Annotated in this window: 20 protein-coding genes; 10 read left to right on the top strand and 10 right to left on the bottom strand. The window is 47.2% G+C overall.

The window, feature by feature from the left end; translation table 11 throughout:
• Positions 1–200: 200 nt before the first annotated feature.
• Genes C1S74_RS10450 through C1S74_RS10435 form a run of 4 tightly spaced genes read right to left on the bottom strand, consistent with a single transcriptional unit; the run spans position 201 to position 5,200 of the window.
• Positions 201–1,763 (bottom strand): hypothetical protein, encoded by a 1,563-nt coding sequence (locus tag C1S74_RS10450; protein WP_045399544.1) that lies wholly within the window; start codon positions 1,761–1,763, stop codon positions 201–203.
• A 4-nt stretch (positions 1,764–1,767) separates the two neighbouring features.
• Entirely contained in the window at positions 1,768–2,340 is a 573-nt protein-coding gene (locus C1S74_RS10445) for a sigma-70 family RNA polymerase sigma factor (RefSeq protein WP_045399541.1), read from the bottom strand.
• 2 nt (positions 2,341–2,342) lie between these two features.
• The gene (locus C1S74_RS10440) at positions 2,343–3,818 is read right to left on the bottom strand and encodes a hypothetical protein (protein ID WP_045399540.1); all 1,476 of its coding nucleotides are present in this window, start codon (positions 3,816–3,818) and stop codon (positions 2,343–2,345) included.
• A 44-nt stretch (positions 3,819–3,862) separates the two neighbouring features.
• Positions 3,863–5,200 (bottom strand): serine/threonine-protein kinase, encoded by a 1,338-nt coding sequence (locus C1S74_RS10435; protein ID WP_045399537.1) that lies wholly within the window; start codon positions 5,198–5,200, stop codon positions 3,863–3,865.
• A gap of 232 nt (positions 5,201–5,432) precedes the next feature.
• On the opposite strand from C1S74_RS10435, the gene C1S74_RS10430 reads away from it, so the two are divergent.
• The 4 genes from C1S74_RS10430 (at position 5,433) to C1S74_RS10415 (ending at position 8,328) form a co-directional block, all read left to right on the top strand.
• Entirely contained in the window at positions 5,433–6,440 is a 1,008-nt protein-coding gene (locus C1S74_RS10430) for a LacI family DNA-binding transcriptional regulator (protein ID WP_045399535.1), read from the top strand.
• Between the two features lie 48 nt (positions 6,441–6,488).
• Positions 6,489–7,415 carry a LysR family transcriptional regulator gene (locus tag C1S74_RS10425; RefSeq protein ID WP_045399530.1) on the top strand — a complete coding sequence of 309 codons (927 nt, stop codon included), beginning with the start codon at positions 6,489–6,491 and terminating at the stop codon, positions 7,413–7,415.
• A 203-nt stretch (positions 7,416–7,618) separates the two neighbouring features.
• Positions 7,619–7,996, top strand: coding sequence for an SMR family transporter (locus C1S74_RS10420; RefSeq protein ID WP_045399527.1), 378 nt, complete (start codon positions 7,619–7,621; stop codon positions 7,994–7,996).
• Positions 7,997–7,998: 2 nt separating this feature from the next.
• Positions 7,999–8,328: an SMR family transporter gene (locus C1S74_RS10415; RefSeq protein ID WP_005434604.1), complete on the top strand. Its 330-nt coding sequence runs from the start codon at positions 7,999–8,001 to the stop codon at positions 8,326–8,328.
• A gap of 124 nt (positions 8,329–8,452) precedes the next feature.
• Here C1S74_RS10415 and edd read toward each other — a convergent pair whose 3' ends face one another.
• Together edd and C1S74_RS10405 are read right to left on the bottom strand one after the other, a co-directional pair.
• Entirely contained in the window at positions 8,453–10,249 is a 1,797-nt protein-coding gene (gene edd / locus C1S74_RS10410; protein WP_045399524.1) for a phosphogluconate dehydratase, read from the bottom strand.
• A complete protein-coding gene (locus C1S74_RS10405; RefSeq protein WP_045399522.1) occupies positions 10,246–10,767 on the bottom strand; it encodes a gluconokinase in 522 nt (173 codons plus the stop codon). Before C1S74_RS10405 ends, edd begins: the two co-directional genes overlap by 4 nt.
• A 152-nt stretch (positions 10,768–10,919) precedes the next feature.
• Between C1S74_RS10405 and C1S74_RS10400 the strand changes: the two genes are divergently transcribed.
• On the top strand, positions 10,920–12,296 hold the full coding sequence (locus C1S74_RS10400; RefSeq protein ID WP_045399519.1) for a GntP family permease: 1,377 nt from the start codon (positions 10,920–10,922) through the stop codon (positions 12,294–12,296).
• A gap of 9 nt (positions 12,297–12,305) precedes the next feature.
• Positions 12,306–12,917 carry a bifunctional 4-hydroxy-2-oxoglutarate aldolase/2-dehydro-3-deoxy-phosphogluconate aldolase gene (locus C1S74_RS10395; protein ID WP_045399517.1) on the top strand — a complete coding sequence of 204 codons (612 nt, stop codon included), beginning with the start codon at positions 12,306–12,308 and terminating at the stop codon, positions 12,915–12,917.
• Between the two features lie 122 nt (positions 12,918–13,039).
• On the opposite strand, the gene gorA is transcribed toward C1S74_RS10395, so the two are convergent.
• The 3 genes from gorA to C1S74_RS10380 all read right to left on the bottom strand — a co-directional run bounded on the left by gorA (position 13,040) and on the right by C1S74_RS10380 (position 16,325).
• Complete coding sequence (gene gorA / locus C1S74_RS10390; RefSeq protein WP_038877049.1) at positions 13,040–14,395, bottom strand: glutathione-disulfide reductase; 1,356 nt, start codon at positions 14,393–14,395, stop codon at positions 13,040–13,042.
• 241 nt (positions 14,396–14,636) lie between these two features.
• Positions 14,637–15,335, bottom strand: coding sequence for a glutathione S-transferase family protein (locus tag C1S74_RS10385; RefSeq protein ID WP_045399514.1), 699 nt, complete (start codon positions 15,333–15,335; stop codon positions 14,637–14,639).
• 150 nt (positions 15,336–15,485) lie between these two features.
• On the bottom strand, positions 15,486–16,325 hold the full coding sequence (locus C1S74_RS10380; RefSeq protein ID WP_038869958.1) for a 23S rRNA (adenine(2030)-N(6))-methyltransferase RlmJ: 840 nt from the start codon (positions 16,323–16,325) through the stop codon (positions 15,486–15,488).
• Between the two features lie 403 nt (positions 16,326–16,728).
• On the opposite strand from C1S74_RS10380, the gene prlC reads away from it, so the two are divergent.
• Positions 16,729–18,771, top strand: a complete 2,043-nt coding sequence (prlC, locus tag C1S74_RS10370; RefSeq protein ID WP_045399512.1) for an oligopeptidase A — start codon at positions 16,729–16,731, stop codon at positions 18,769–18,771.
• Between the two features lie 82 nt (positions 18,772–18,853).
• Here prlC and asnC read toward each other — a convergent pair whose 3' ends face one another.
• Entirely contained in the window at positions 18,854–19,318 is a 465-nt protein-coding gene (asnC, locus tag C1S74_RS10365; protein WP_038869962.1) for a transcriptional regulator AsnC, read from the bottom strand.
• A gap of 115 nt (positions 19,319–19,433) precedes the next feature.
• On the opposite strand from asnC, the gene C1S74_RS10360 reads away from it, so the two are divergent.
• The 3 genes from C1S74_RS10360 to C1S74_RS10350 all read left to right on the top strand — a co-directional run bounded on the left by C1S74_RS10360 (position 19,434) and on the right by C1S74_RS10350 (position 24,243).
• Positions 19,434–22,559, top strand: a complete 3,126-nt coding sequence (locus tag C1S74_RS10360; protein WP_045399509.1) for an EAL domain-containing protein — start codon at positions 19,434–19,436, stop codon at positions 22,557–22,559.
• A 105-nt stretch (positions 22,560–22,664) separates the two neighbouring features.
• A complete protein-coding gene (locus C1S74_RS10355; RefSeq protein ID WP_038869965.1) occupies positions 22,665–23,444 on the top strand; it encodes a class I SAM-dependent methyltransferase in 780 nt (259 codons plus the stop codon).
• Positions 23,445–23,649: 205 nt separating this feature from the next.
• Positions 23,650–24,243, top strand: a complete 594-nt coding sequence (locus C1S74_RS10350; protein ID WP_045399507.1) for a hypothetical protein — start codon at positions 23,650–23,652, stop codon at positions 24,241–24,243.
• The last annotated feature ends 2 nt before the right edge of the window (positions 24,244–24,245 follow it).

Here is a 24,245-nt window from a genome sequence, read left to right as displayed (position 1 = left end):
GAGAAAGTCGCTTTTTATTGTTTTATCTTCAAATCTCACTAGTGAGATTGGAAAAGCAGCGCATTTTGGATCGTTTTTGGAAGCAGCTTCAAGATACGAAAAACCGAAAAAAAACCGTAAAAAAACTTTGAATATTTTTTTGTTGATCAGATTAATTGTTTGAATTGTCAATAAGGGTGCTAATTATGGAATACAAAGACTTATTTTGAGTTTTTAGTTAATTTTTGAGTGGTTTTTGTCCCAATCGGATCGTGATAAATCATATTGATTTTAAACTCTTCAACTTCACTGGCGTATTGAGGAAGTGGGCGCAAAATGTAGCTATACGTTTCGCCGTGGAGAAATACATCATTGGGATGATAGTCATTGTTAAATATGACAAATGCGTACGTAGACAGTTTAGGTGCCGTTTCACAATCGGCCTTATCGGAGTAGGAGATGATATCACTGAACATACCTTCTCCTGCGATGATAGAGACATCCCAAAATGGGCACATCTCATGACCAAATAGGTCGCTGTATGACGTCACTACGTTGAGATCCGAGTCAAAGCTGTCATACCACTCACCATCTTGAGCGAAGCTTCGGTCAAAAATGTAGTTGCTAGCGGTAGCAAGGCGGTAACCTCCCGCAGTAGGGATAAGCAAATCAAATAGTGTGGATTGATATAGCTTCTCCCCTGTATTGACGTTCAAACGTTCTTCCATTGAGCGTTTGTTCTTTTGCATGGTGTAGCTTTCGAAACGATTATCATCGAAGACGGTAATGAAATAGTTTTCGGTCTCTTTATGCACCCGTGAGGTATAGACCTTTTTCGTGGTCCAAATTTGTTGTGAGCCGTTTGCTTGCACTATTAATGATTCATCGCTGATCTGATACTGGCCGACTTTCTTTAGTTCATGCTCTTCAGGACAATGAGTTTTGTTGTTGGAAGCCGCATAAAAGACCTCTTCTTCGGCAAATTTAAATGCCTCACAGTACACCACTTCATAGGCGTATTTCTTTCCACCAAGCAATGTCGTGGATTCAAGACGATACACAATGCCATCGATCAGAGGGTGTTCAGTATCATTTTGTTCTTCGGTTACTGCTGGCAGTTCAAAGCGCGTGGTAACCCAAACATGGTCTTCTGTACCATGATGGTCATCGCGCGCAGATACCGCTAAGTAAGTGGTTTGGTCGAACGCTTTTGGTGCGCCTTGCAACATGATCTGTCCTTGGTTGAGAACACTCAGTCCATTGGCGTTTTCCAACCAGATTCGGGTAGTGAGAAGGTCACCTTCGGGGTCTTCAAACAGTTGCTCCAATCCCAATGAGTAGTTGATAGGGGTGTTCTGCGTCAGTTCCCAACCAAAGATGATGGTTTGTAATTGCTGTTCCACCGCGAGGTTAATGATTGGTTTGCCATTGTTAGTCGCATCATTGTTTGCGTTGCTACTCACGTAGGTTTGAGTAAGGTCTCCGGAGTAATTGACCACCGATGATCCAAAAGCATCTTGAACCTGTTCAGGTTGATCTGACAAGGTCGATTCGAGTGCTTTTTCAAAGGCAAGATCGTTGTTTCTCTCTAGTACTGAGGAGGTTAAGGCTTGCTTCACTTCAATCAACGAAGTGCGCTCACCTTGGGACGTTTTTCTCTTATCTATGCCATTTTGTGCTGGCTCTATATTGGCAGCCGCTGCGGCTGTTTGTTCATCTGAAAGCCAGTAGCTCGCCATCAAGCAGGTACCCAATGTACCTGCAATCCAGTATTTCTTCATCATGATGTTAAGCGTGCGCCATTCTTGATTGCAGCCAGCTGCGTGAGAATTTAAGGTCTTTTTCAATCAAACTGGCGCTGCATTCAAGTAGTTCACAGATCTCTTGGTTTTTCATGCCCATCAGATACTTGAGCTTTAGCGCGTTAGATTGGCGCGGATAGCGCACACTAAAGTTGTCGAGCGCTTTGTCCATGATGATGAGTTGCTCGAAGCGATCTTCTTCCTCTTTCATCAAGGTGATGTGTTGGCGTTTTTGCGCTTGATGTGAGCGTGCGTTGTCGATCAAGATTTGACGCATTACTTTGGCGGCCATTAGGAAGAAATCACGCTTAGTTTCAATCTCACTCATGTCGCAGTTGGACATCTTTAAGTAAGCATCATGGATCAGCGCTGTAGTGCTGTTCACACTGTCCGACAGTACCTTATTGTCGGTGCCGTATTTCTCTGCGTTGCGCTCTCGCTCTTGCTGAGCGATTTTACGCAGTTGCAGGTAAGCGAATTGGTATAAATCACTTTCCGCCTGTTTATTGCCTGCTTGCCACTGCTGGATAATTTGCGTCAGGGTAGAATTGGAAGCCATGGTTATACGTTCTCACTTACTTTTACAAACTCAGAGATAGAATGGGTTTCTATGCGATCAGACCCATCGCGATTGCGGCTGATATCTTGTTGATAACGGTACAAAATACCTTGCTCCCAGCTCTTACCAGCGGGCAAGTATTCCCATGTGGTGTAGTTGATTTCTGCTGGGCTTGGTGACCAACGCACCATCACATTCATCTGCGCCAGCTCGGCACTTGGCTGGTCATTGTTGACCCACCACATATCCAAATACTCGTTGGTGACATCTTGAGTGTATAGGCTGGCGTCTGTGGGGCAGGTAACGGCATCGACCGGTAAACGCAACACTTGGTTATGACGCATTAGCAGACACGATTGCTTCATCGAGTTTTGTAGATATTGAGTTTGTTGCCATACGCCTTGGTAGGCAATTTCGCTATCGACGGAATCAGGATAGGTAAACCACAACATCTCAGTGCGGTTGTTGTGTTTGACGTGTTTGTTTGTGCCTAGACCTTGCACTTTCTCCATCAAAAGCTGAGTGCTTGGGTCGAAGTTGAGTGCGACAGAACGGTATTTCCAGTCGCCTTCGTCATCATAATCCTCGAGCGAAAAACCGTTGAGGTCATTACGAGTGCAACCTGTCTCTGCACAACCAACCAAGCTCTCCCATTCAGAAAACTTTTCAATCGGCTCGATAATGTCTTCAGTCACGCTGTGGTTGAGTGATAAAAAGCAGCCTTGGAAGTAATCACCAATACTCGGATGCTGGATAAGGCTTTTTTCCGTGATGGTGAAATTGACCTCACCAATTGGCGGACGATAACGTGGGTGGTGTTGGTAGCGAATATCGAACGCGCAGGCGCGACCTTGCCAGTCCTTCTTTTTGATGATGATGTTCTTAAAGCGCACATCTTTTGGCTCAAAGATGATTTCATCCGAAGCGAAGTTTTTTTCGATGTAGCGTTGGCTTTCATTGAGATGTTCAACCGCTTCCTGTACCGAAACCCAATCCAAATTGAGTTGGTGTTTGGCATCATCTAGGAAGTTGAGGTCGAGGCGCTTAAGTTGCGCTTGGAAAGTTGGGTCGGAGAGTACCTTATTGGCCAGTACGATCTCTTGGCGGTTTTCTGGTGTGCTGTCGAGAGAGAGCAACAAGCGAGTCATGTTGATGCTGCGACTTGGCTTGGTGGTCGCCATGGTTGGTGTGAGCACTTCTTGGCTCGACATCGTTGTGAGCAAGTAGCCATTGTCATTACCACCCAAGAAGAAGCTAATGACGTCGCCAGGGCGATATTGAAATGAGCCTTTGTCTGTATGACCAGAAAGCTTTGAACTGGTTTTATAATACAAGCCCGTCACCGGTGAATCGATGAAGAAACCTTGTTTAATGGTAGGCGCTGTCGCTTCTGACGAAGAAATCGTAGAAGTCGGGTTCGCCCATGCTGGCGCTATCACCAAAGCGGATAGCCAAGTCGCAACGGAACGTGTGTACATCTTAATTTTAAGCCTTTGTTTGTTTAGCTTTGCTGTTAAGTACGCTACTTCTGCGCACAATTTGGCTGACAACTTATTGATTTAGTGAGGTGCTTCTCCGGCACCGGCGTCATCATTGCCAATAACATTTTCTGCTTTATGTGTTTGGGGATATCTGGGTTAGACAGAATCCGCCTACGTGTCAGCTCCATCATCGCGCTGACTGACATATGTTCGACGTTTTGCCCCTTGGCATGGAAGACAAGGCGCGTCACTTCATACATGATGTCTTCTGCAATCTTTTTCTCTAGTTGCAGTTGTATATTCTTTTGAATCAGAGTATTACCGAACAGCAAGCCAGATAATACTAAGATTGCGGATAACACCGAGGGCAGCGGTCGGCGTTGTACTAGACGAAGCGTGCTGTACAGCGGCCAGTGCTTCTTTTGCTCAATTGGGCGTCGTTCCAAAATACATTCAATATCTTGGCGCAGTGTGCGAACGTTAAGGTAGCGTTGCGTTGCTTTAGTTCGCGTTGCACGTCTCACCACCCAATAAATGTCTGACCACATTGGCTGCTCAGGAAACATCAAAGCCAGAATCTTACCCAGTGAATACACATCACTTTGTTCGGTTAAAAACTCTCCGGCTTGTTGCTCTGGGCTGGCGTATTTTTCACTGAATGCAATCAATGCGGGAGACGAGTTGTCGCTGTTTGATTGCACCTTTTGCGTCAGGTTGAAATCGAGCAGCTTAGGTCGTTTATTCCGATCAATTAGGATGTTTTCTGGCTTGAGGTCCGCATGCAGGACTTGATGCTGGTGGGCGTGTTCCATTGCCTGACAGATCTGCTTAAACAGCAATAACTTATCATCGTCTTCCATTGGCGTGAGCAACAAATACGTGTCTAAGGTCTGGCCGAAAACTCGCTCCATCACGATGTAAACCGAGTCACCATGCAAGCCACCATCAAACACTTTGGCAATATAAGGGTGGTTCAAGCGAGCTAGAAGCTGAGCTTCATCAAATAATGCTCGTTTCCCTAAAACATTACTTAAGCTGGTTTGGATGAACTTGATCGCGAGGTCTTGCTCGAAGGTCTCGTCAGCGCGCTGTGCTGCATACACCACCCCCATACCACCGCGCCCCAACTCGTGGGTAAGGCGGTATTTACTGATCACTGCTCCTGTTAAGTCGACCTCTTGTGTTGTTGCCAGACTCGCACCGAAGCCGAGCAACTCAGTCAGTTGTTCTTCTTGGTTTTCGCTAGCTAACAGAGGGGCGATTTGGAGGTAGAGCTCAGGTTGACTCTGCTGCATTTCATCGAGGTATTGCTGCTTTTGAGAGTCGTCCAGATCAAGCAGGTGATAGTAAATCCGGGTTTCGCTTGAGCCTAATTGCACTATGCTTCATATCTTATTGTTTTTAGGTACGGCATTTTATAAGAAACTCAATATTAATGTCATTTATTTATTCGGCCTTGAATCACAATGTTGGGATTGCAATTTGATGGTTATTTGGGCGGTAAAGTTATGATTTTATTAATGATGTAGCCAATAGATTTTACTGAGCTTGTCGCGAGCCGGTGTATTGGTCATAATGTTACTAGTAACATTACTGATAAATTAGATATTTATGGCTCAACCTAATAAAAAAGCACGAACGACATTGCAGGATGTCGCAGACAAAGTTGGCGTAACAAAAATGACGGTATCGCGTTACATGCGCAACCCAGACTCGGTGGCAGAAAAAACACGAGTGAAGATTGCTGCGGCGATTGAAGAGATGGGCTACATCGAAAACCGTGCGCCCGCGATGTTGTCGAAGTCTTCCAGTAAAGCGATTGGCATCTTACTTCCTTCATTGTCCAACCAAATTTTTGCGTCTTTTGTTCAGGGCATTGAAACCGTCACCAAAGCCAATGGTTACGAAACGCTGCTCGCGCACTTTAGTTATGACGAACTGGAAGAAGAACGCAAAATTGCTTCGCTGCTTTCTTACCAAGTCGACGGCTTAATCTTAACGGAAAGTCACCATACTCAACGAACCTTACAGATGATCAAAAACGCGGGTGTACCCGTGGTAGAAACCATGGAACTGCCAGCGCAACCGCTCGATATGGCGGTTGGTATGGACCACGAAGACGCGTCTTATAGTGTAGTAAAGCGCATGTTGGATTCGGGCAAGCGTACCATTGTGTACTTCGGTGCTCGTCTGGATACGCGTACCAAGCTGCGTATGCAAGGCTATGATCGTGCGATGAAAGAAGCGGGACTTGAGCCAAAGCATGTACTGACGGGCGACCATTCTAGCTTTTCTCTAGCGCACGACCTACTTGCTAAAGCGTTGGAAACTTACCCTGATCTTGATGGTGTTTTCTGTACCAACGATGACATCGCGATTGGTACCTTATTAAGTGCTCAGCAACGCGGTATCAAAGTGCCAGATCAACTTGCGGTCGTTGGCTACAACGCATTAGACATCGGGCAAACCATCAGCCCTAAATTGACCAGTGTGGATACACCGCGTTTCGAGATTGGTGAGAAAAGTGCCGAGCTACTGATTGCGCGCCTAAAGGGTGAAGAGCAAGCAGAGACCAAAGTCGATATGGGCTATCAAATTACGGCGGGCGAAAGCGTCTAACTCACTCACGTTTATTTTTCATCATTCGTTTCTGATAAGGACACGGGCATGCCACACCAACTTGATGCGCTAGACCTTAATTTAATGCGCTTACTTAAAGCCGTGGTGGATAACCGCAGTATCAAGTTGGCGGCGATGCAGCTTGGCATTTCGCAACCCAGCGCTAGCCGTGGGGTGATGAAACTCAAAGGCGTGTTTGATGATCCGCTGTTTGTTCGTAAAGCGCACGGGGTGGAGCCATCCCCAATGGCAATACGTTTAGCGGCAGAGTTTGATAACATGCTGTCCCCACTAGAAAAAGTAGTGCAGGAGTTTTCGGACTTTGACCCACTCGAATACCAAGATCAGATTGCGATTGTGACTGACCCTTATTTGATGGACGAACAAGGTCAACGTTTATTGCGCGGTTGCCATCAAGCCTTCCCTCAAGCCTCGTTTGCTTTCTCAAGCTGGAACATCTATTCCCAAGACGAGATGTTAGAGGGAGAGCACGACTACTGCATTCTCGACCAAGAAACCGAGTTGTCGAAAGACATCTACATGCGTCCATTGTTTGTTGAAAAGCGTGTGATTTTGGCGCGTAAAGACCATCCGACGTTGTCGCAAGTCAGCAATGATTGGGATACGGTGTCGGAATTGCCTCTGGTCTCTTTGCCTGCGCCAGCGTCTTACAACCCGCTGTGTACGGTGGAATCGGAATATCGCCGCATGGGTTACGAGCCCGTTGTTTTGCTTAAATCCTACAACTTGCGCGTCGCTTGCCAAATGTTGCTTGAGACCGATGCCATTATGTATGCTAGCCAAAGCACCGCGCACTTGATGCACGAACTTGCGTCTTACCCAATGCCAATGGTCAACCGAGAGTTCAGCCAATTTGTTGTTTCGGGTGGCTATTTACAGACTTACCGCAACCACCCATTGCATCGCCATTTGCACCAAGTGGTGCAGCAAACCCTCAATACGCCATTAACGTGATCGGATAGGCAAACTGTCCTTTAAGATATTCAAAAATGAATATCTCAATTACCTGTCTGTTTTGTTGAAGAAGGGCTAATCTGACTACAAATAGTCAGGAGAAGCGGCTCTTTTTATATAATCAATTCTTTGAATGTCTGATTCTTAAAGGACATTCACCATTCTCCGTTATGCAGTTTTTTAATTTCTGGGGAGGATGAATCATGCTCATTGCACGTCTATTTTTATTGCTTGCCATTGTTGCCGAAGTTGCTGGCACCAGCACCATGTCGTATATCGGCGAAAGTAATGCGTGGGAAGGCTATCTGGTGATGTACGTTCTGATCGCCATTTCCTATTACTTCTTGTCGAAAGCAGCAAAGAAAATCTCTATCGGTGTCGCGTACGCAACGTGGGAAGGCTTGGGTATCGCCTTGATTAGCCTCGTTTCTATCGTTTTGTTTGATGCCAACTTAAGCACGCAGCAGTTGCTTGGTTTGGCGCTGGCGGTGGTCGGTATTGTGTGTGTGACGCTCGGCGAATCGCACGGTCAGCCTCAACAAAAAGATGAGTTGCCAAGCTCATCGAATGCGAGGTGTTAATCATGAGCCAATTTTTTACTGTTTCATTTGGATTTGTTGTCATGGCGGCGCTGGTCGACATCATGGCGAACATGGCGCTGACTCGCTCTAAAGGCTTTAAGCACAGAGGGTGGGGCATCACTGCGATTGTATTGGTGATGGCAGCGTTTACCTTGCTTGCTCAAGCTGTAAAAGAGATCGACCTTGCGATCGCATACGCCTCTTGGGGCGCGATAGGTATCTTAGGTACCGCGATTGGTGGCGCTTTGCTGTTCAAACAAAAGCTTAAGCCGATTGGCTGGTTTGGTATCTTTGTTGTGATTGCTGCGGTTGTGGTGATGAAGACGGCATAAAGCTTTAGAGCTACCAACAAAAAAGTGCTGTGGCAGAGGTGCTTCCTCTAGCTTCACAGCACTCTTATATTAGATTCCTGATCTCGCCTAGGCTTGTCGGAATGACGGGGTCTTTCTCCCTGCTTTAAACAATAAAGCTTGCGCCTTCTTCTGCGCTAGAAACGCTTTGACGAATCACGCTAAAGAAACCACGACCCCATGTCTGTTGTTTGGCTTCAGTATCCATCTCTAACAACTCACGACCAGTAACGTCGCTTAGGTTATTCAACTCGCCAGTTTGGCAATCAACGCGGATGATGTCGCCATTGCGCACCAAGCCAATCGCACCACCACGAATTGCTTCTGGAGAAACGTGAATTGCCGATGGAATCTTACCGGATGCGCCAGATAGTCGACCGTCCGTTACTAGCGCGACTTTGAAGCCTGCTTTCTGCACGTTGCCTAGGATTGGCATTAGTTTATGCAGCTCTGGCATGCCGTTCGCGGCAGGACCGTTGTGCGTCACGACCACAATGCAGTCTTGGTTTAGCTCACCGCGTTTGTACGCTGCTTCCACTTCGTGTTGGCACTGGAATACGATCGCAGGCGCTTCGATGATGCGCTGATCTTCTTTCACCGCAGACACTTTCACCACCGCTTTACCCAAGTTACCGTTGAGTACGCGAGTACCACCGGTGTTTTGGAAAGCTTGCGTTGGCGCAGCAATCACTTCGCCGTCTTGGCTGCCACCACATGGTGTCCAAGTCAGTTTGCCGTCGACTAGCGCAGGTAGTGTCATTTGGTCTTCGAATTCGCCGAATACTGGTTTCACGTCACGGTGAAGCAAGCCTGATTCGTCCAAACGATGCAATAGCGCAGGTACGCCGCCCGCTTCTTGGAACGCGTTCATGTCTGCTGGACCGTTCGGGTAAACACGCGCCAACAGTGGCACAACTTCAGATAGGTCACTGATGTCTTGCCATGTCAGAATCAAACCCGCTGCACGCGCCACCGCCAACATGTGGATGGTGTGGTTGGTGCTGCCGCCCGATGCCAGCAGCGCAATAATACCGTTGATCAGGCTCTTTTCTGTGACAACTTCAGACAATGGACGGAAGTTTGCTGAACCAGCATTCATTGCCGCGATTTTCAGAGCCGCGTGATCAGTCAGCGCCTTACGTAGCTCAGTATGCGGATGGATAAACGCTGAACCTGGCAGCATCAAACCCATTGCCTCAAACACAAGCTGGTTGGTGTTTGCCGTGCCGTAGAAAGTACACGTGCCAGCTGAGTGGTAAGCGCGACACTCCATATCAAGCAGTGCGTCTTTGCCAACTTCGCCCGCCGCGTATTTTTGGCGAACGTCGACTTTCTCTTCATTGCTGATGCCCGTTGCCATCAAACCTGCTGGCACAAACGCCGTTGGTAGGTGTGCGTAAGACAGCGCGCCCATCAATTGTCCCGGTGCGATTTTGTCGCAGATACCCAGAAGCAAGGTCGCATCGAATACGTTGTGGCTCAGTGAAAGTGCTGTTGATTGAGCAATTAAGTCACGAGAAAACAGTGACATGTCCATACCGGCTTGACCTTGAGTCACGCCATCACACATTGCCGGAACGCAGCCAGCAACTTGCGCAGTGTGACCATAACCAGACAGCACTTGTTTGATTTGATCTGGGTAGTGTTGGTACGGCTGGTGGGCACTCAGCATATCGTTGTAAGCACTGATCAGCGCCACATTCGAATGAGTGAAATCCAGAATGCTTTTCTTTTCTGAAGAACAAGATGCCGCAACAGCGTGAGCCAAGTTACCACAAGATAGACCGACACGACCTTTGCCCGCTTCTGCTTGGACTTCAGTGCGAGCAAGAAACGCCGCACGCGCCTCTTGGCTGCGCTCAACTAAGCGTTGGGTAACGTCTAAAATTACTTGGTGTGTCATGCCATTGCCTCGTCTTGCTCTAGGATGAGTTCTGCGGCACTCGCCACAACTTCTCCGATGGTCGCATCAATGTTTACGAAAATAGTGCGAGGCTCATTTTCTGGTCGCTCTAGCGTCTCAAACTGGCTGTTCACCATGTTCTCTTTCATGAAATGACCTTGGCGAGCGCGCATGCGTTCAAGGATCAGCTCTTTACTGCCGTCTAGGAATAGGAAACTAACGTTTTCGTTACCGTCGCGGATTTGGTCACGGTAAATCTTTTTTAGTGCCGAGCAGACAATAATGCCGTGCTCGTTTTTGCTTTCTAAGCTATAAGCAGCGTCGCGGATACGTTCTAGCCATGGTTTGCGGTCGTCGTCATTCAGAGGCTGACCTGACGCCATTTTCTGAATGTTTGCTCGTGGGTGAAGGTTGTCTCCATCAATGAATTTACGTCCTAGCTTTTCTGCTAAGTGCTCACCAATTGTGGTTTTGCCACTCGCACAAACGCCCATAACGACGACACTACTACCAGCCATAACTTATCCTCATAACAAATTTGCGCGTGATCTCAATTTTTGAATTCACTTTAAAATATGGGTTTATCTTATTCATGTTATCGGTAACATGTTACCGGTAACTCAAATAAATGTGAACCACGACACAAACAATAATTCTTAAAGGTGAACCCATGGAACAGCTAACCCAAGCTCCAGACCCTACGTTCCTACTAACGATTGCCGTCCTCGCGATTGCAGCGTTACTTGTATTGATTATTAAGCTAAAAGTGCATGCTTTCGCTTCCCTAACTATGGTGAGTTTAGGTACTGCGATTGCTACTGGCGTTTCTTCTGATCAAGTTGTCCCAACCATGATGAGTGGTTTTGGTGGCACACTGGCATCAGTTGCATTGCTGGTTGGTCTTGGTGCAATGATCGGTAAGATTTTGGAAGTGACTGGCGGTGCAAAAGTACTGGCAGACACTTTGATTGGACGCTTCGGTAAAGAGCGCGCACCGTTAGCATTAGGTGTGGCATCATTACTGTTTGGCTTCCCAATCTTCTTTGATGCTGGCCTAGTGGTTATGATGCCAATCATCCTAAGTGTGGCTGCACGCTTTGGTGGTTCGCCAATCAAATACGCGCTACCAGCAGCGGGTGCATTTGCCGTAATGCACGGTTTTGTTCCACCACACCCTGGTCCAGTTGCAGCAGCAGAATTCCTAGGTGCAAACATTGGTCTACTGCTTGTTGTTGGTATCCTAGTCGCTATCCCAACTTGGTACCTAGGCGCTTACCTATTTGGTTTGTACGCAGGTAAGAAATTCGATATTCCACTATCAAAAGCGTTCTTCAACGGTGAAACACAAGTTGATGAATCTAAGCTGCCAAAATTTGGCACAGTAATGACCATCCTAGTGCTGCCTGTACTGCTAATCTGTCTAGACACAGTACTGAACACGCTAGCGGTTGCGGGTGTGATTGATGGCAAAACAGCTCTGGTTGAGTTCCTACGTATGCTAGGTAAAACGCCAGTAGCCCTTCTGATTACTCTGCTAGTGTCTCTTGCTGTATTCGCGAAAGACTACGGCATGGCAAAACTTGAGAAGCTGTGTGGCGACTCATTGGCGCCAATCTGTGGCGTTATCCTAGTAACAGGGGCGGGCGGCATGTTCGGTGGCGTACTGCGTGCAAGTGGTATCGGTGATGCACTAGCAGACGTTCTGACTGACACAGGTATGCCAGTGATCGTAGCAGCGTTTGTTATCTCTACCTGTCTGCGTGTTGCTCAAGGCTCTGCAACCGTAGCACTAACGACAACTGCAGCACTTATCGCGCCAGTAGTGGCAGCATCAACAGGTTTGAGCGAGCTAGACCTATGCTTTATCGTTATCGCGATTGCAGGCGGTGCAACAGTGCTTTCTCACTTCAACGACTCTGGTTTCTGGCTAGTTTCTCGTCTACTAGAGATGGATGAGAAAACAACGCTAAAAACTTGGACGGTAATGGAAACGTTACTTGGTAGTATCGCGTTTATTATCGTAGCAACATTAAGCTTTATTCTTTAGAGGTTACCCATGACAACACTTGAACAACGATTAAGAGAAATCAAAATCGTCCCAGTTATCGCAATCAACGATGTAGCACACGCTCTGCCACTGGCAAAAGTGTTGGTAGAAAACGGTTTACCATGTGCGGAAGTGACATTCCGCACTGAAGCGGCGGCTGAGTCGATCCGCATCATGCGTGAAGCGTACCCAGAACTGCTGATCGGTGCTGGTACTGTACTGACAACTGAGCAAGTGGACATCGCGATTGAAGCGGGCGTGGACTTTATCGTGAGCCCAGGTTTCAACCCAACCACAGTGAAATACTGTCAGCAGCGCAACGTGACAATCGTACCGGGCGTGAACAACCCAAGCTTGGTTGAGCAAGCGATGGAAATGGGTCTACGTACCCTGAAGTTCTTCCCTGCTGAGCCATCAGGCGGCGTGAACATGCTTAAAGCACTAACGGCGGTTTACCCAGTGGAATTCATGCCAACAGGTGGTGTAAGCCCATCTAACGTGGAAGATTACCTAGCGCTGAAATCGGTTGTAGCGTGTGGCGGTACTTGGATGGTGCCAACTGCTATGATGGACAACGGCGATTGGGAAAGTATTGCTGAATTGGTTCGCGCAGTTAAGTAAAACGCGCAAACGGCTCCGAAATACCCCCGAACGTTGGAAAACGTGAATAGAAAAAGGGTCATCAAGTAATTGATGACCCTTTTTGTTTATCTGCTTAAATCAGCAAAGCTATTCGCGCGTGATTAACGCATCGTCACAAACTCTTCAGAGCCCGTTGGGTGGATAGCCACAACAGAGTCGAAGTCTGCTTTGGTTGCGCCCATCTTCATTGCTACGCCGAAGCCTTGAATCATTTCATCAACGGTAAAGCCGATGCCGTGAAGACCAACAACCGTTTCTTCTTCGCCAGCACACACTAGCTTCATCTTACATGGTTGACGGTGCTTAGTAACCGCTGTGTACATCGCAGTGAAGCCAGACGTATAGACTTTGATGTTGTCTTTGCCGTATTTCTCTTCTGCTTCTTGAGTCGTTAGACCGATTGTGCCGATTGGTGGGTGACTGAATACCACGGTTGGTACCAATTCGTAATCCATCTTCGCGTTAGTTTTGCCATTAAATAGGCGCTCAGAAAGTTGACGACCCGCTTTAACAGCCACTGGCGTTAGCTCGATACCACCTTCCATGATGTCACCCACACAGTAGATGCCAGGAACGTTAGTTGTTTGGTATTCGTCTACCTTGATGTAGCCACGGTCGTTCGTTGCAACGCCAGTTGATGCTAGGTTGATAGCATCTGTAGCTGGGTGGCGACCGATTGCCCAGATTAGGGTATCTACGTTTTGGCTTTCACCGTTTTCTAGGTGCAGAGTTAGGCTGCCGTCTGCTTCTTTCACCACTTCTTTTGGTACAGAGTGGGTGTGCAGCGTTGGGCCTTCCGCTTCCATTACTTCTACTAGCGTTTCGATGATCATTGGGTCGAAGCTACGTAGCGGTGATTCTTTACGGCAGAACAGGTGTGTTTCTGTGCCAAGTGCATGCAGAACGCCCGCGATTTCAACCGCGATGTAACCCGCACCGATCACTGCCACGCGTTTTGGTTGCTCAGCAAGCTCGAAGAAGCCGTTTGAATCGATGCCGTATTCTGCACCTGGAATGTTTGGAATCGTTGGACGACCACCCACTGCGATCAGGATATGATCCGCGGTGTAGTGTTCACCGTTTACTTCAACTGTTTTCTCGTCAACAAATTTAGCAAAGCCTTTGATAACGTTTACTTTGTTGTTGCCAAGAACACGGTCGTAAGATTGGTGGATTCGACCAATGTAAGCCTGACGACTCTCAACCAGTTTGCTCCAGTCGAAACCTTTTACATCTACATCGAAGCCGTAGTCTTCTGCGTACAGGTTCATTGCTTCTGCAACTTGCGCGCCGTGCCACATTACTTTCTTAGGCACACAACCAACGTTTACACAGGTACCGCCAAGGTCTTGAGCTTCGATAAGCGCTACTTTAGCACCGTACATTGCCGCACGGTTTGCTGATGCGATACCGCCGCTGCCGCCGCCGATACAGATATAATCAAAATGAGTCGCCATTACTTTCTCCAAGAGCTTATTAATTTTGTCTGACAACAACTACATTGGGGTGGTGGGTGATGAACTCAACAGCCCAACGGAATTGTTGTTAATTCCATGTCCCTATCATAAATCGAGTCTAGCAATTTCCTAAATGGGAAAAAGTGACATTGCTTATGACAAATAGCGATGAAAGGATAGCAAAGCGGAATAAGGCGCGATTCCGCTTAGTGTTTTTCACGCTTAGGGTCGGGGCAAACCATTAACCACAACAGCTTGTTGAGCCACAACCGCCCTGGGCTTGCACGTCTTTACCATCCGCTAGATAAGTGTTGGTTAGGTAGAAATCGCTAAACAGCTGCACGAAGTATTCCGATACCGTCTTTTCTACTAATCCTGACTCTAGGATGTGCTTTTGCCATGCCTGCATTTTTGGCAGACCACAGAAGAAGTCGTAACCAGAGTGTGCTTTGACTATTGCCGCGCGGTGCAGAAGCGGTAACCAAGCCATGTCTACATTGCTTAGCTCATCGGATTTAAAGAGCTTGGTTTCACCAGACAGTTGGTTTTCTGCTTTTTGGAACGCTTTGATCAGCTTCTCTGCTCGCTCTTCAAAGGTTGCTTGGTCTTTGCTGCTCATCGTGCCGCATTGTGCCAAGTAGTGTTTAGAACCTAGGTAGCTCCATGCTCGATCTAATGCACGTTGTTCGTTTGTCACGCCTTGCTCTAACGGACCGTATTCGTCTTCGATGTATTCGATGATCGCATCCGACTCAAACAGTGCCGTGCCAGATTCTGTCACCATCACCGGCACTTGACCGTTTGGTGAGATATCTAGGAACCATTGTGGTTTGTCTTTTAAACTGATGTATTCAATCTCGTAAGGGATCTGTTTTGCTTCTAGTGCTGCTGTTACGCGTTGAACAAATGGGCAAATTTTAAAACTGATAACTTTAAGCATGTTCGTTTCTCTCTTTAAGAATTCATTTTATTTACACCCCTAAGACGAGGGCAAAAAAGAAAAGACGAAGTGCAGGCGAAAATTTTTTAGAAAACAAAAAAGCGCAACGAGGTCATCGTTGCGCTTTAAGATTCTTAAATTCAGTGTTTTTTATTCTGGAACGATCCAGTCAACTTTCCAGTGCCCCGTTGCTGGTGCGATCGCTTCTTGTAGGAATGGCAGAATCTCTTTCATCTGGCTTTCCAGTTTCCACGGCGGGTTAATCACGATCATACCCGATGCGGTCATGCCGCGTTCGTTGGTGTCGGGAGAGACACCAAGCTCGATTTGCAGGATTTTAGTGATCCCCAAGCCTTCTAGGCCTTCAATCATATCTTCGATATCGCAGCGGTTTACCACTGGGTACCAAATTGCGTAGATACCCGTCGCCCAACGTTTATGGCTTTGGAAAATCGCTTGTACTACGTCACGGTACTCTTTTGCGAGCTCGTATGGAGGATCAATCAGCACCAAACCACGGCGTTCTTGCGGTGGCAAACTGCCTTTCAGACGCTTAAAGCCATCTTCTTTGTAGATGCTCACTTGGCGATCGCGGTGGAACTCTTGCTCAAGCAGCGGGTGATCGGCTGGGTGCAATTCAGTTAGAACCATGCGGTCTTGCGGGCGGATTTGCGCACGTGCAACGCGTGGTGAACCTGGGTAGTAACGCAGGTTCTCACCGTTGTTCAATGTTTTGATTGAATCGATGTAGCTTGCAATCTCTTCAGGGATATTTGGGTTGTCCCAAATGCGTGCGATGCCTTGTTTGTATTCGCCCGTTTTCTCAGACCATTCGTGAGTCAGATCGTAACGTCCCACACCCGAGTGGGTATCGTGATAAACAAACGGCTTATCTTTCTGCTTTAGTGCATCAAGAATGAGGCTTTGAACGATGTGTTTTACCACGTCAGCATGGTTGCCAGCGTGGAAGCTGTGGCGGTAACTTAACAAATTAAACTCTCGAAACACTCTTTGACTGAGTGTGGTCTGTGATTTTTGCGCGATGGCGGTATTATACTCAAGTAACTTGAAGATGTAGAACTTCGATTCAAATCAGTTGAACTGATAGAAGGATGGTATTGAAATTTCTTTAAGTCACCCATACTTAGTATGAGTAAACAAATTGAACCTAAGTCGAATTGCCATGCTCCAACAGAGTGCTTAGCTTGACTTAGGCATAACAACACTCAAGGACAGAGTAAGCTCTCTTTGGCCCCTCCGGTCATCGCAGCATAGAGAAAGGGAACGGAAATCCCCCCATCCATGTTGTTGGCTTGCCTGAGCATTGGGTGCGCTTATTTTTATGCAAATACGAATAGGCAATTACAGAGCCAAAACACAAAAGGAATTATTCATGTCTAATCCACTTCTTACGTTTACGGATCTTCCGCCGTTTTCGCAAATCAAACCAGAACATATTAAACCTGCAGTCGAGCAGGTGATTGCGGTTTGTCGTGCCAAGATTGACGAGGTACTGAAAGACAACGCCAACCCAAGCTGGGTAAGTGTTATTGCTCCTATTGAAGAAGCTGATGATCGTTTGAGTCGTGTTTGGTCGCCAGTCGGCCATATGAACTCGGTCGTAAACAGTGAAGCGTTACGTGAAGCGTATGAAAGTTGTCTCCCAATTTTGTCTGAATACGGCACTTGGGTTGGTCAGCACAAAGGTCTGTACGAAGCGTATAAAGCAATCAAAGCAAGTGAAGAGTACACGACGCTGACGCGTGCACAGCAAAAGACCATTTCGGACTCACTGCGTGACTTCGAGCTTTCAGGCATCGGTTTACCATCAGACGAGCAACATCGCTACGGTGAAATTAGCAAGCGTATGTCTGAGTTGAGCTCAAAATTCTCTAACAATGTGCTGGATGCCACCATGGGATGGACTAAGCACGTTGCCGACGAAAAAGATCTTGCGGGTATGCCAGAGTCAGCGCTTGCTGCAGCGAAAGCTGCAGCAGAAGCGAAAGAGCTCGACGGCTACCTAATTACTTTAGATATCCCTTCTTACCTGCCAGTCATGACGTACTGTGACAACCAAGAACTACGTCGAGAGTTGTACGAAGCGTACGTAACGCGCGCTTCTGATCGTGGCCCTAACGCAGGCAAATGGGACAACTCAGAAATCATCACAGAGCAGCTAAAACTGCGTCATGAAATCTCTCGCATGTTGGGTTTCAACACTTACAGCGAAAAGTCACTGGCAACCAAAATGGCCGAGAATCCTTCGCAGGTACTTGGCTTCCTAAACGATTTAGCTACCAAAGCGAAGCCACAAGGCGAACGTGAAGTGGAAGAATTGCGTCAGTTTGCTGAGAGTGAATTCGGTGTGACTGAGCTAAACGTATGGGACATTGCCTATTACAGCGAGAAGCAAAAGCAGCACTTGTTCCAAATCTCGGATGAAGAACTACGTCCTTACTTCCCTGAATCAAAGGCAGTAAGTGGTCTGTTTGAAGTGCTAAACCGCGTATTCGGTATGACTGTGACTGAGCGCGAAGGTGTGGACACTTGGCACGAGTCAGTACGCTTTTTCGATATCTTTGATAGTGAAGGCACATTGCGAGGCAGTTTCTACCTAGACCTTTACGCTCGTGAGCACAAGCGTGGCGGCGCATGGATGGATGACTGTCGTGGTCGTCGTGTGACGCTATCTGGCGAGCTACAAACGCCGGTTGCTTACCTAACGTGTAACTTCAACCGCCCTGTAGGTGATAAGCCAGCGCTGTTTACGCACGATGAAGTGGTGACTTTGTTCCACGAGTTCGGTCACGGCATCCATCACATGCTGACGCAAGTAGAAACAGGCGCGGTATCGGGTATCAATGGTGTGCCTTGGGATGCGGTTGAGCTACCAAGTCAGTTCTTAGAAAATTGGTGTTGGGAAGAAGATGCGCTGGCGTTCATTTCTGGCCACTACGAGACTGGCGAGCCTCTACCAAAAGCGATGTTAGATAAGATGCTTGCGGCGAAGAACTTCCAGTCGGCGATGGGCATCCTACGTCAACTTGAATTCGGCTTATTCGATTTCACTCTGCACACAGAGTACGACCCAGAAGTGGGTGCTCGTGTGCTTGAAACCTTGGCAGATGTGAAGCAGAAAGTTGCGGTACTGCCTGCGGTTGAGTGGGCTCGATTCTCACACAGCTTTGGTCATATTTTTGCTGGCGGTTACAGCGCGGGTTACTACAGCTACCTATGGGCAGAAGTGTTGTCTTCAGACGCGTTCTCTCGTTTCGAAGAAGAAGGCATCTTCAACAAAGAAACGGGCATGAGCTTCCTGAACAACATCTTAGAAATGGGTGGCAGTGAAGAGCCAATGGAGCTATTTAAACGCTTCCGAGGTCGTGAGCCAGAAATTGATGCACTACTGCGTCATTCCGGTATCGCAGCATAATCTCGATTGAGAATGAAAAAGGGCAGCCAAGTGGCTGCCCTTTTTATTCTTTGATTCGGTTTTTACTCTATGATTCAGCGTCTTATGGATTTACGTTGCGATTAATTGGGTTTTGCAGCGAAATCAGGGTTTCTGTAGATTGGACTTCATCAATAGCCTGCAGCTTATCAATCAATACAAACTGCAGTTCTTCAATCGATTTGCACATCAATTTGACGAATATGTTATACGCGCCCGTGGTGTAGTAAGCTTCCACCACTTCATCGAGGGCGTTGAGTTTTTCCAACGCAGAGTGATAGTCACGTGCGGCATTGAGATTAATGCCAATAAAGCAACATACGTCATATCCTAGCTTTTTGGTGTTGACGATCACCTCAGTACCTTCGATGATGTCCGCCGCTTTCATTTTCTCGATACGAACGTGGATCGTTGCAGGGCTAACATCAAATTGTTTTGCCATTTCTGCATAAGGCGTTCGAGCATCGGCCATCAGCGTTTTTAGAATGGCACGATCAAGATCGTCGAGTTTCGGCAGCGTCGCATTCATACAATGTTTTCCGTTGGGTATGAGGTGTAAAATTCATTTTATACGCACAGCGGGCCGGATTCACAAGGTTTTAGCAGGGATAACCGCGAGGTAGCTCTGATGTCATGGAGTTGATGTGCCACTTTTTCTGTTTTTTATCGCGATGTTGTGCAGTGCGATCGTATCGGCGCAAGAGCAAAAAGTACTTGTTGTACATTCCTACCACCAAGGTTTCTTTTGGACCGACTCTGTTCAGCGCGGTTTTGCCCAGCAACTTGAAGATCACCCACTCGATATTCGAGTTTTGTACCTTGACTCTAAGCGCAGCCAAAGCCAGCAGTTCTTCAATCAACTCGAATCACTTTATCGCACCAAGCTGAGCGAAGAGCATTTCGATGCGATTGTCGTCAGTGATAACAATGCACTTGCTCTGATGCAGCGTTTGTCAGATGTATTGCAAAATACGCCAGTCATTTTTAGTGGCATCAACAATTACATTCCTACTTTGCATCAGGGACTAAAAGCCACAGGCGTGATCGAAGATATTGATTTGCTTGCCAACCTTACGCTTATCGAGCGATTACACCCAAAGCATAAGCAGATTCTTGTCGTTAGTGATCATTCGGTCACTGGATTAGCGCTTCGAGCTCAAATAGAAGAATTTCTTGATAAAAACCCGCAATATCGCGACAAAGTTCGTCATCTTGTTCCTGACAATGTCGATATGTTGAAACAGGAAGTTTCGCGACTGAACATTGAGAATGTGGTTCTATTTTGGACTTACTACCGCGATATTAATGGCAATGTTGCCACGGACAAGGATTGGCGAGACATCAATCAAGCATCGAACGCGCCTTTATTTATGGTGCACGATATTGGGTTGGGTCATGGTGCTGTGGGTGGTGTGATTCAAAGTGGTTATCGTCAAGGTTTTGAGGCGGCAAAGTTATTGGCCTATGTGCTGGGTAACCCAACGCAGCCGTTGCCAGCGGTAGTGCGGGCGGAATCGGACATTAAACTCGATTACCAATCGGTCGTTCGCTGGGGATTGGGGGCTGAACAAGAGGCATCGTCGGTGTTCTTCAATAAGCCCGCAGAATTTACCGAGCGCTACGCAAAAGAGATCAAATTGTTTGGTAGCCTATTTATCGTCATGGTGATGGTGATTCTGCTGCTGAGTTACTACTTGCAGCGTATTCGCCGTAGCGAGAGCATTGCCCGTGAAAGCCAAGCGATTTTGGAGTCGGTATTCGACCAGAGCATGCAGTATATGGGGATTCTCGACCACCATGGTTTGCTCAACTCGGGCAACGATCGTCTGCAGTCTTTGCTTTATCATCAGGATATACGTCTCGATCGTCCACTTTGGCATCATAAACACTGGAGTGAAGACGCACGTCAGTTGCTCGCCAACTATTTTCAGTCTCAGAATCGTAATGTGGCGACCTTTGAAGCTGAAATTTGGAGCACAGAACATGGCGCGATGGTACTGGAAGTGTCGTTAAAGCCGTTTTCTCAACAAGTGGGTGACCAAGAACAATACTTGTTTGAAGCGCGTGATATCACTAGCCGAAAAGCAATGGAAGACAAGCTTTATCAGCGTGAGTCGAGCTTGCGTAGTTACTACGAACAGCAACCTGTGATGATGGTGACATTAGATAATAATAATCGGATTCAAGAGGTGAACCGCTTTGCTCAGCAGCTTTTAGGTTATCAACCGTTGGATATGCTGGGTCATCACTTGTGTGCATTCTACTCTGACGAAAAAGCACTGTACCCCCGCCAAGTGCTACTTCAACCACAGCAAGTGATGCATGGGGTTTGGCGTCGTGAAATTGAGTATCGTCATGCCGATGGTCATTCTGTTTGGGTTCGTGAAAATATCCGTCCATTGAGGGATTCTGACCAATTGCTGATCGTCGGTGAAGACATCACGGAAACCAAAAAGCTTGCTAAACAACTGGAATATCAAGCAAGTTACGATCTGCTGACCGATACCTACAACCGCAACTATTTTGAACTCGAACTGCAAACGGCGTTACGAGAAGTGGAAAGCCATCGTCGTGTGCATGCCATGCTTTATCTCGACCTCGATCAGTTAAAAGTCTTGAACGATACGGTGGGACATGACGCAGGCGATGCGGCCATTCAGTTTTGCGCTAGCATGCTTGAAGAAGTGCTGCCTCATAACGCGGTGCTTGCGCGCATGGGTGGTGATGAATTTGCCGTATTGCTCAAGGATTGCGATGAATATGGCGCGATCAGCGTTGCTAAACACATTATCTCAACATTAAGCGAGCAGCTATTTCGTTGGGAAGACACGCGTTTGTTCATGAGTTGCTCGGTGGGCATTCGTATTATTGACCACACCGCCGAGACACCACAAATGGTTCACGCTCAGGCAGACTCTGCGTGTCACGTCGCCAAAGAGCAGGGTCGTAATCGCTATAACCTGTTCAGTTTAGACAATGAAGAGCTGCAGCGTCGCCAGCTCGAAATGCAGAGCGTTAACTTAGTGCATGAGGCATTGTCGAATAAGCGTTTGGAATTGTTTGCTCAACAAATACTGAATTTGCGTGGTGAAGGTTCGCCGCTGTGCTTTGAGATTCTAGTACGTATCCGTGATGCTCAAGGCAACTACTTGTCTCCAGGTATTTTTATGCCAGCTTCAGAGCGCTACAACATCGCGCACTGGATTGATAAGCAAGTTATCACCCAAACACTTGAGTGGTTTGAAGCGCGTCCCGAGGTGGTGGAAAAGCTCGGTCGCTGCGCGATTAACTTGTCCGGCCAATCGATGGGTAATCAAGAGTTTATCGACTTCTTATTGGAGCGTTTGCAGCTGTCTTCTATTCCTTGTGAGAAGATTTGTTTAGAGATCACCGAGACCGCTGCGATGAGCAATATTGATCAAGCGCTTGGCTTCTTCACTCGGGTTAAAGCGTTGGGATGCTTGATTGCATTGGACGATTTTGGTTCTGGTCTATCTTCTTTTGGCTACTTGAAGCAACTTCCTGTCGATATCGTGAAAATTGATGGCCTTTTCGTGCGAGATATCAACACGAACGAAATGGATCGTGTCATGGTGCGCTCGATTAACGACCTTGCGAAGCAATTAGGTAAGGTCACAGTTGCTGAGTTTGTGGAAAACGACCAAATTACCGAACACTTAAAAGCACTGGGTGTGGATTACGGACAAGGCTATGCGATTGGTCACCCTCAGCCATTGGCTGAATTGGTCGAAGCACTTCAACCACTTTAAACGGACGACACTATTCTCTACCTAGATTGTCCTCAACCTAGCAATTGGAGGCGGGTTGGGTATACACTCAGCGCCAGTTAAACCGATTTTTACTGGAGCCTCCTTTTGCAACTGCAATTGATTTGTGAAGACCCATCTCAACAGTCTCACCTTGATGAACTCGCTGCGCGTTGGCAGCTTTCTCACACAGACGACAGTGACTTTGCTTTAGTTCTAACGACAGATCGTTTAGAGCTACGTAAAGTGGACGAGCCAAAGCTGGGTGCGATCTTTGTTGATTTGATTGGCGGTGCAGTGGGGCATCGTCGTAAGTTCGGTGGCGGTAAAGGGCAAGCGATCGCAAAAGCGGCGGGTCTAAATAAAGGAGCAACACCAACCATTCTAGATGGCACGGCCGGTTTGGGTCGTGATGCATTCGTTTTGGCGTCATTAGGTTGCAAAGTCCAAATGGTGGAACGTCACCCTGTGGTAGCAGCGTTGCTGGATGATGGCTTGGCTCGCGCGAAGCACGATCCAGAAATTGGTGCTTGGGTGTCAGAGCGTATGTCGCTGATCCACGCTTCTAGTCATGACGCCCTCGACCAATTAGCGCAAGATAAAGACTTCGTGCAGCCAGATGTAGTCTACCTTGATCCAATGTACCCTCATCCTGAGAACAAAAAGAAATCGGCACTCGTGAAGAAAGAGATGCGTGTGTTTCAATCGTTGGTGGGTGCCGACCTTGATGCAGATGGCTTGCTGGCACCAGCAATGGCATTGGCGAGCAAACGTGTGGTGGTGAAGCGCCCTGATTACGCCAACTGGTTAGATGAACAAAAACCAAGCATGGCGATTGAGACTAAAAAGAATCGTTTCGATGTCTATGTGAAGGCGTCTATGGCGTAATTCAACTAAACGACTGACAATAAAAAACTTCTTCTTACAGCGCCCGATTTGGCGCTGTATTTGTATCTGACGTTTGCTCAGCTTATTGATACTTTTCTCTTGCTAATTCGGCACTCTGACTGTATATCTAACTAAGAATTATTATTATTACACTTTGTTTGATGCAGTCGCTGATAGTCAGAAACTAGATAGCTGGAGTAGTAGCATGGCGAAACGTTTATGTAAGATGAGCCGAAAGCAAATCGCTGAGAGTTTGGGTGATATTCACCGCTTGGTGGTTGCGCCTAAATTCGTTTGTCGTTCTTGTGCCCGCTCTTCTGCATCAAAAGATTCTTTGTGTAAGCCTGCTGCGATTCCTCCTCAGAGTTGCCAAGATAAACCAATTGCCGAACAACAAGCTTGTGGGTTATTGGCAGAAGCGTTGCCAAGTCATTCTCTTGCTCAAGAGGCACCTATTATGATGACGGCTGAGCAAAATATTGAAAAAGCGGCGATCGTTAAGCGCGTAGTGGAACGAGTTAAAGAGAAAAAATTGGCAGCGAAAGTAGCAGCCGCAACTACCCAGCTAGAGACGCCAGCTATGTTTGATTTGTCAGATAAAAAAGCGCTGAAAAAGGCGAAGAAGGCGGTTAAGAAACACTATAAGCAGCAAAAGAAGTTGCTTAAGTTAGCCAAAAAGCAGCAAAAATTGCTCAAACGTCAGCGCAAGCTTGAAGCGCGTAATGCCAAGCTAGAAGTATTGTTACCAACGCCATCCACTGCGTTGATGAGTGCAAGCTCGCAAGCCAAAATGCATTAATC

Source organism: Vibrio hyugaensis, from assembly GCF_002906655.1.
Classification (GTDB): domain Bacteria; phylum Pseudomonadota; class Gammaproteobacteria; order Enterobacterales; family Vibrionaceae; genus Vibrio; species Vibrio hyugaensis.
The sequence above is the reverse complement of the archived record's forward strand: the minus strand, read 5'-3'. Positions and strand labels throughout refer to the sequence as shown.

Coding starts and splice junctions, on each gene's coding strand:
- gorA (WP_038877049.1), bottom strand. CDS start 14,395: ATGGCGACTCATTTTGATTATATCTGTATCGGCGGCGGCAGCGGCGGT.
- C1S74_RS10400 (WP_045399519.1), top strand. CDS start 10,920: ATGGAACAGCTAACCCAAGCTCCAGACCCTACGTTCCTACTAACGATT.
- C1S74_RS10415 (WP_005434604.1), top strand. CDS start 7,999: ATGAGCCAATTTTTTACTGTTTCATTTGGATTTGTTGTCATGGCGGCG.
- C1S74_RS10395 (WP_045399517.1), top strand. CDS start 12,306: ATGACAACACTTGAACAACGATTAAGAGAAATCAAAATCGTCCCAGTT.
- C1S74_RS10425 (WP_045399530.1), top strand. CDS start 6,489: ATGCCACACCAACTTGATGCGCTAGACCTTAATTTAATGCGCTTACTT.
- prlC (WP_045399512.1), top strand. CDS start 16,729: ATGTCTAATCCACTTCTTACGTTTACGGATCTTCCGCCGTTTTCGCAA.
- C1S74_RS10420 (WP_045399527.1), top strand. CDS start 7,619: ATGCTCATTGCACGTCTATTTTTATTGCTTGCCATTGTTGCCGAAGTT.
- C1S74_RS10385 (WP_045399514.1), bottom strand. CDS start 15,335: ATGCTTAAAGTTATCAGTTTTAAAATTTGCCCATTTGTTCAACGCGTA.
- C1S74_RS10430 (WP_045399535.1), top strand. CDS start 5,433: ATGGCTCAACCTAATAAAAAAGCACGAACGACATTGCAGGATGTCGCA.
- asnC (WP_038869962.1), bottom strand. CDS start 19,318: ATGAATGCGACGCTGCCGAAACTCGACGATCTTGATCGTGCCATTCTA.
- C1S74_RS10440 (WP_045399540.1), bottom strand. CDS start 3,818: ATGTACACACGTTCCGTTGCGACTTGGCTATCCGCTTTGGTGATAGCG.
- edd (WP_045399524.1), bottom strand. CDS start 10,249: ATGACACACCAAGTAATTTTAGACGTTACCCAACGCTTAGTTGAGCGC.
- C1S74_RS10450 (WP_045399544.1), bottom strand. CDS start 1,763: ATGATGAAGAAATACTGGATTGCAGGTACATTGGGTACCTGCTTGATG.
- C1S74_RS10350 (WP_045399507.1), top strand. CDS start 23,650: ATGGCGAAACGTTTATGTAAGATGAGCCGAAAGCAAATCGCTGAGAGT.
- C1S74_RS10405 (WP_045399522.1), bottom strand. CDS start 10,767: ATGGCTGGTAGTAGTGTCGTCGTTATGGGCGTTTGTGCGAGTGGCAAA.
- C1S74_RS10445 (WP_045399541.1), bottom strand. CDS start 2,340: ATGGCTTCCAATTCTACCCTGACGCAAATTATCCAGCAGTGGCAAGCA.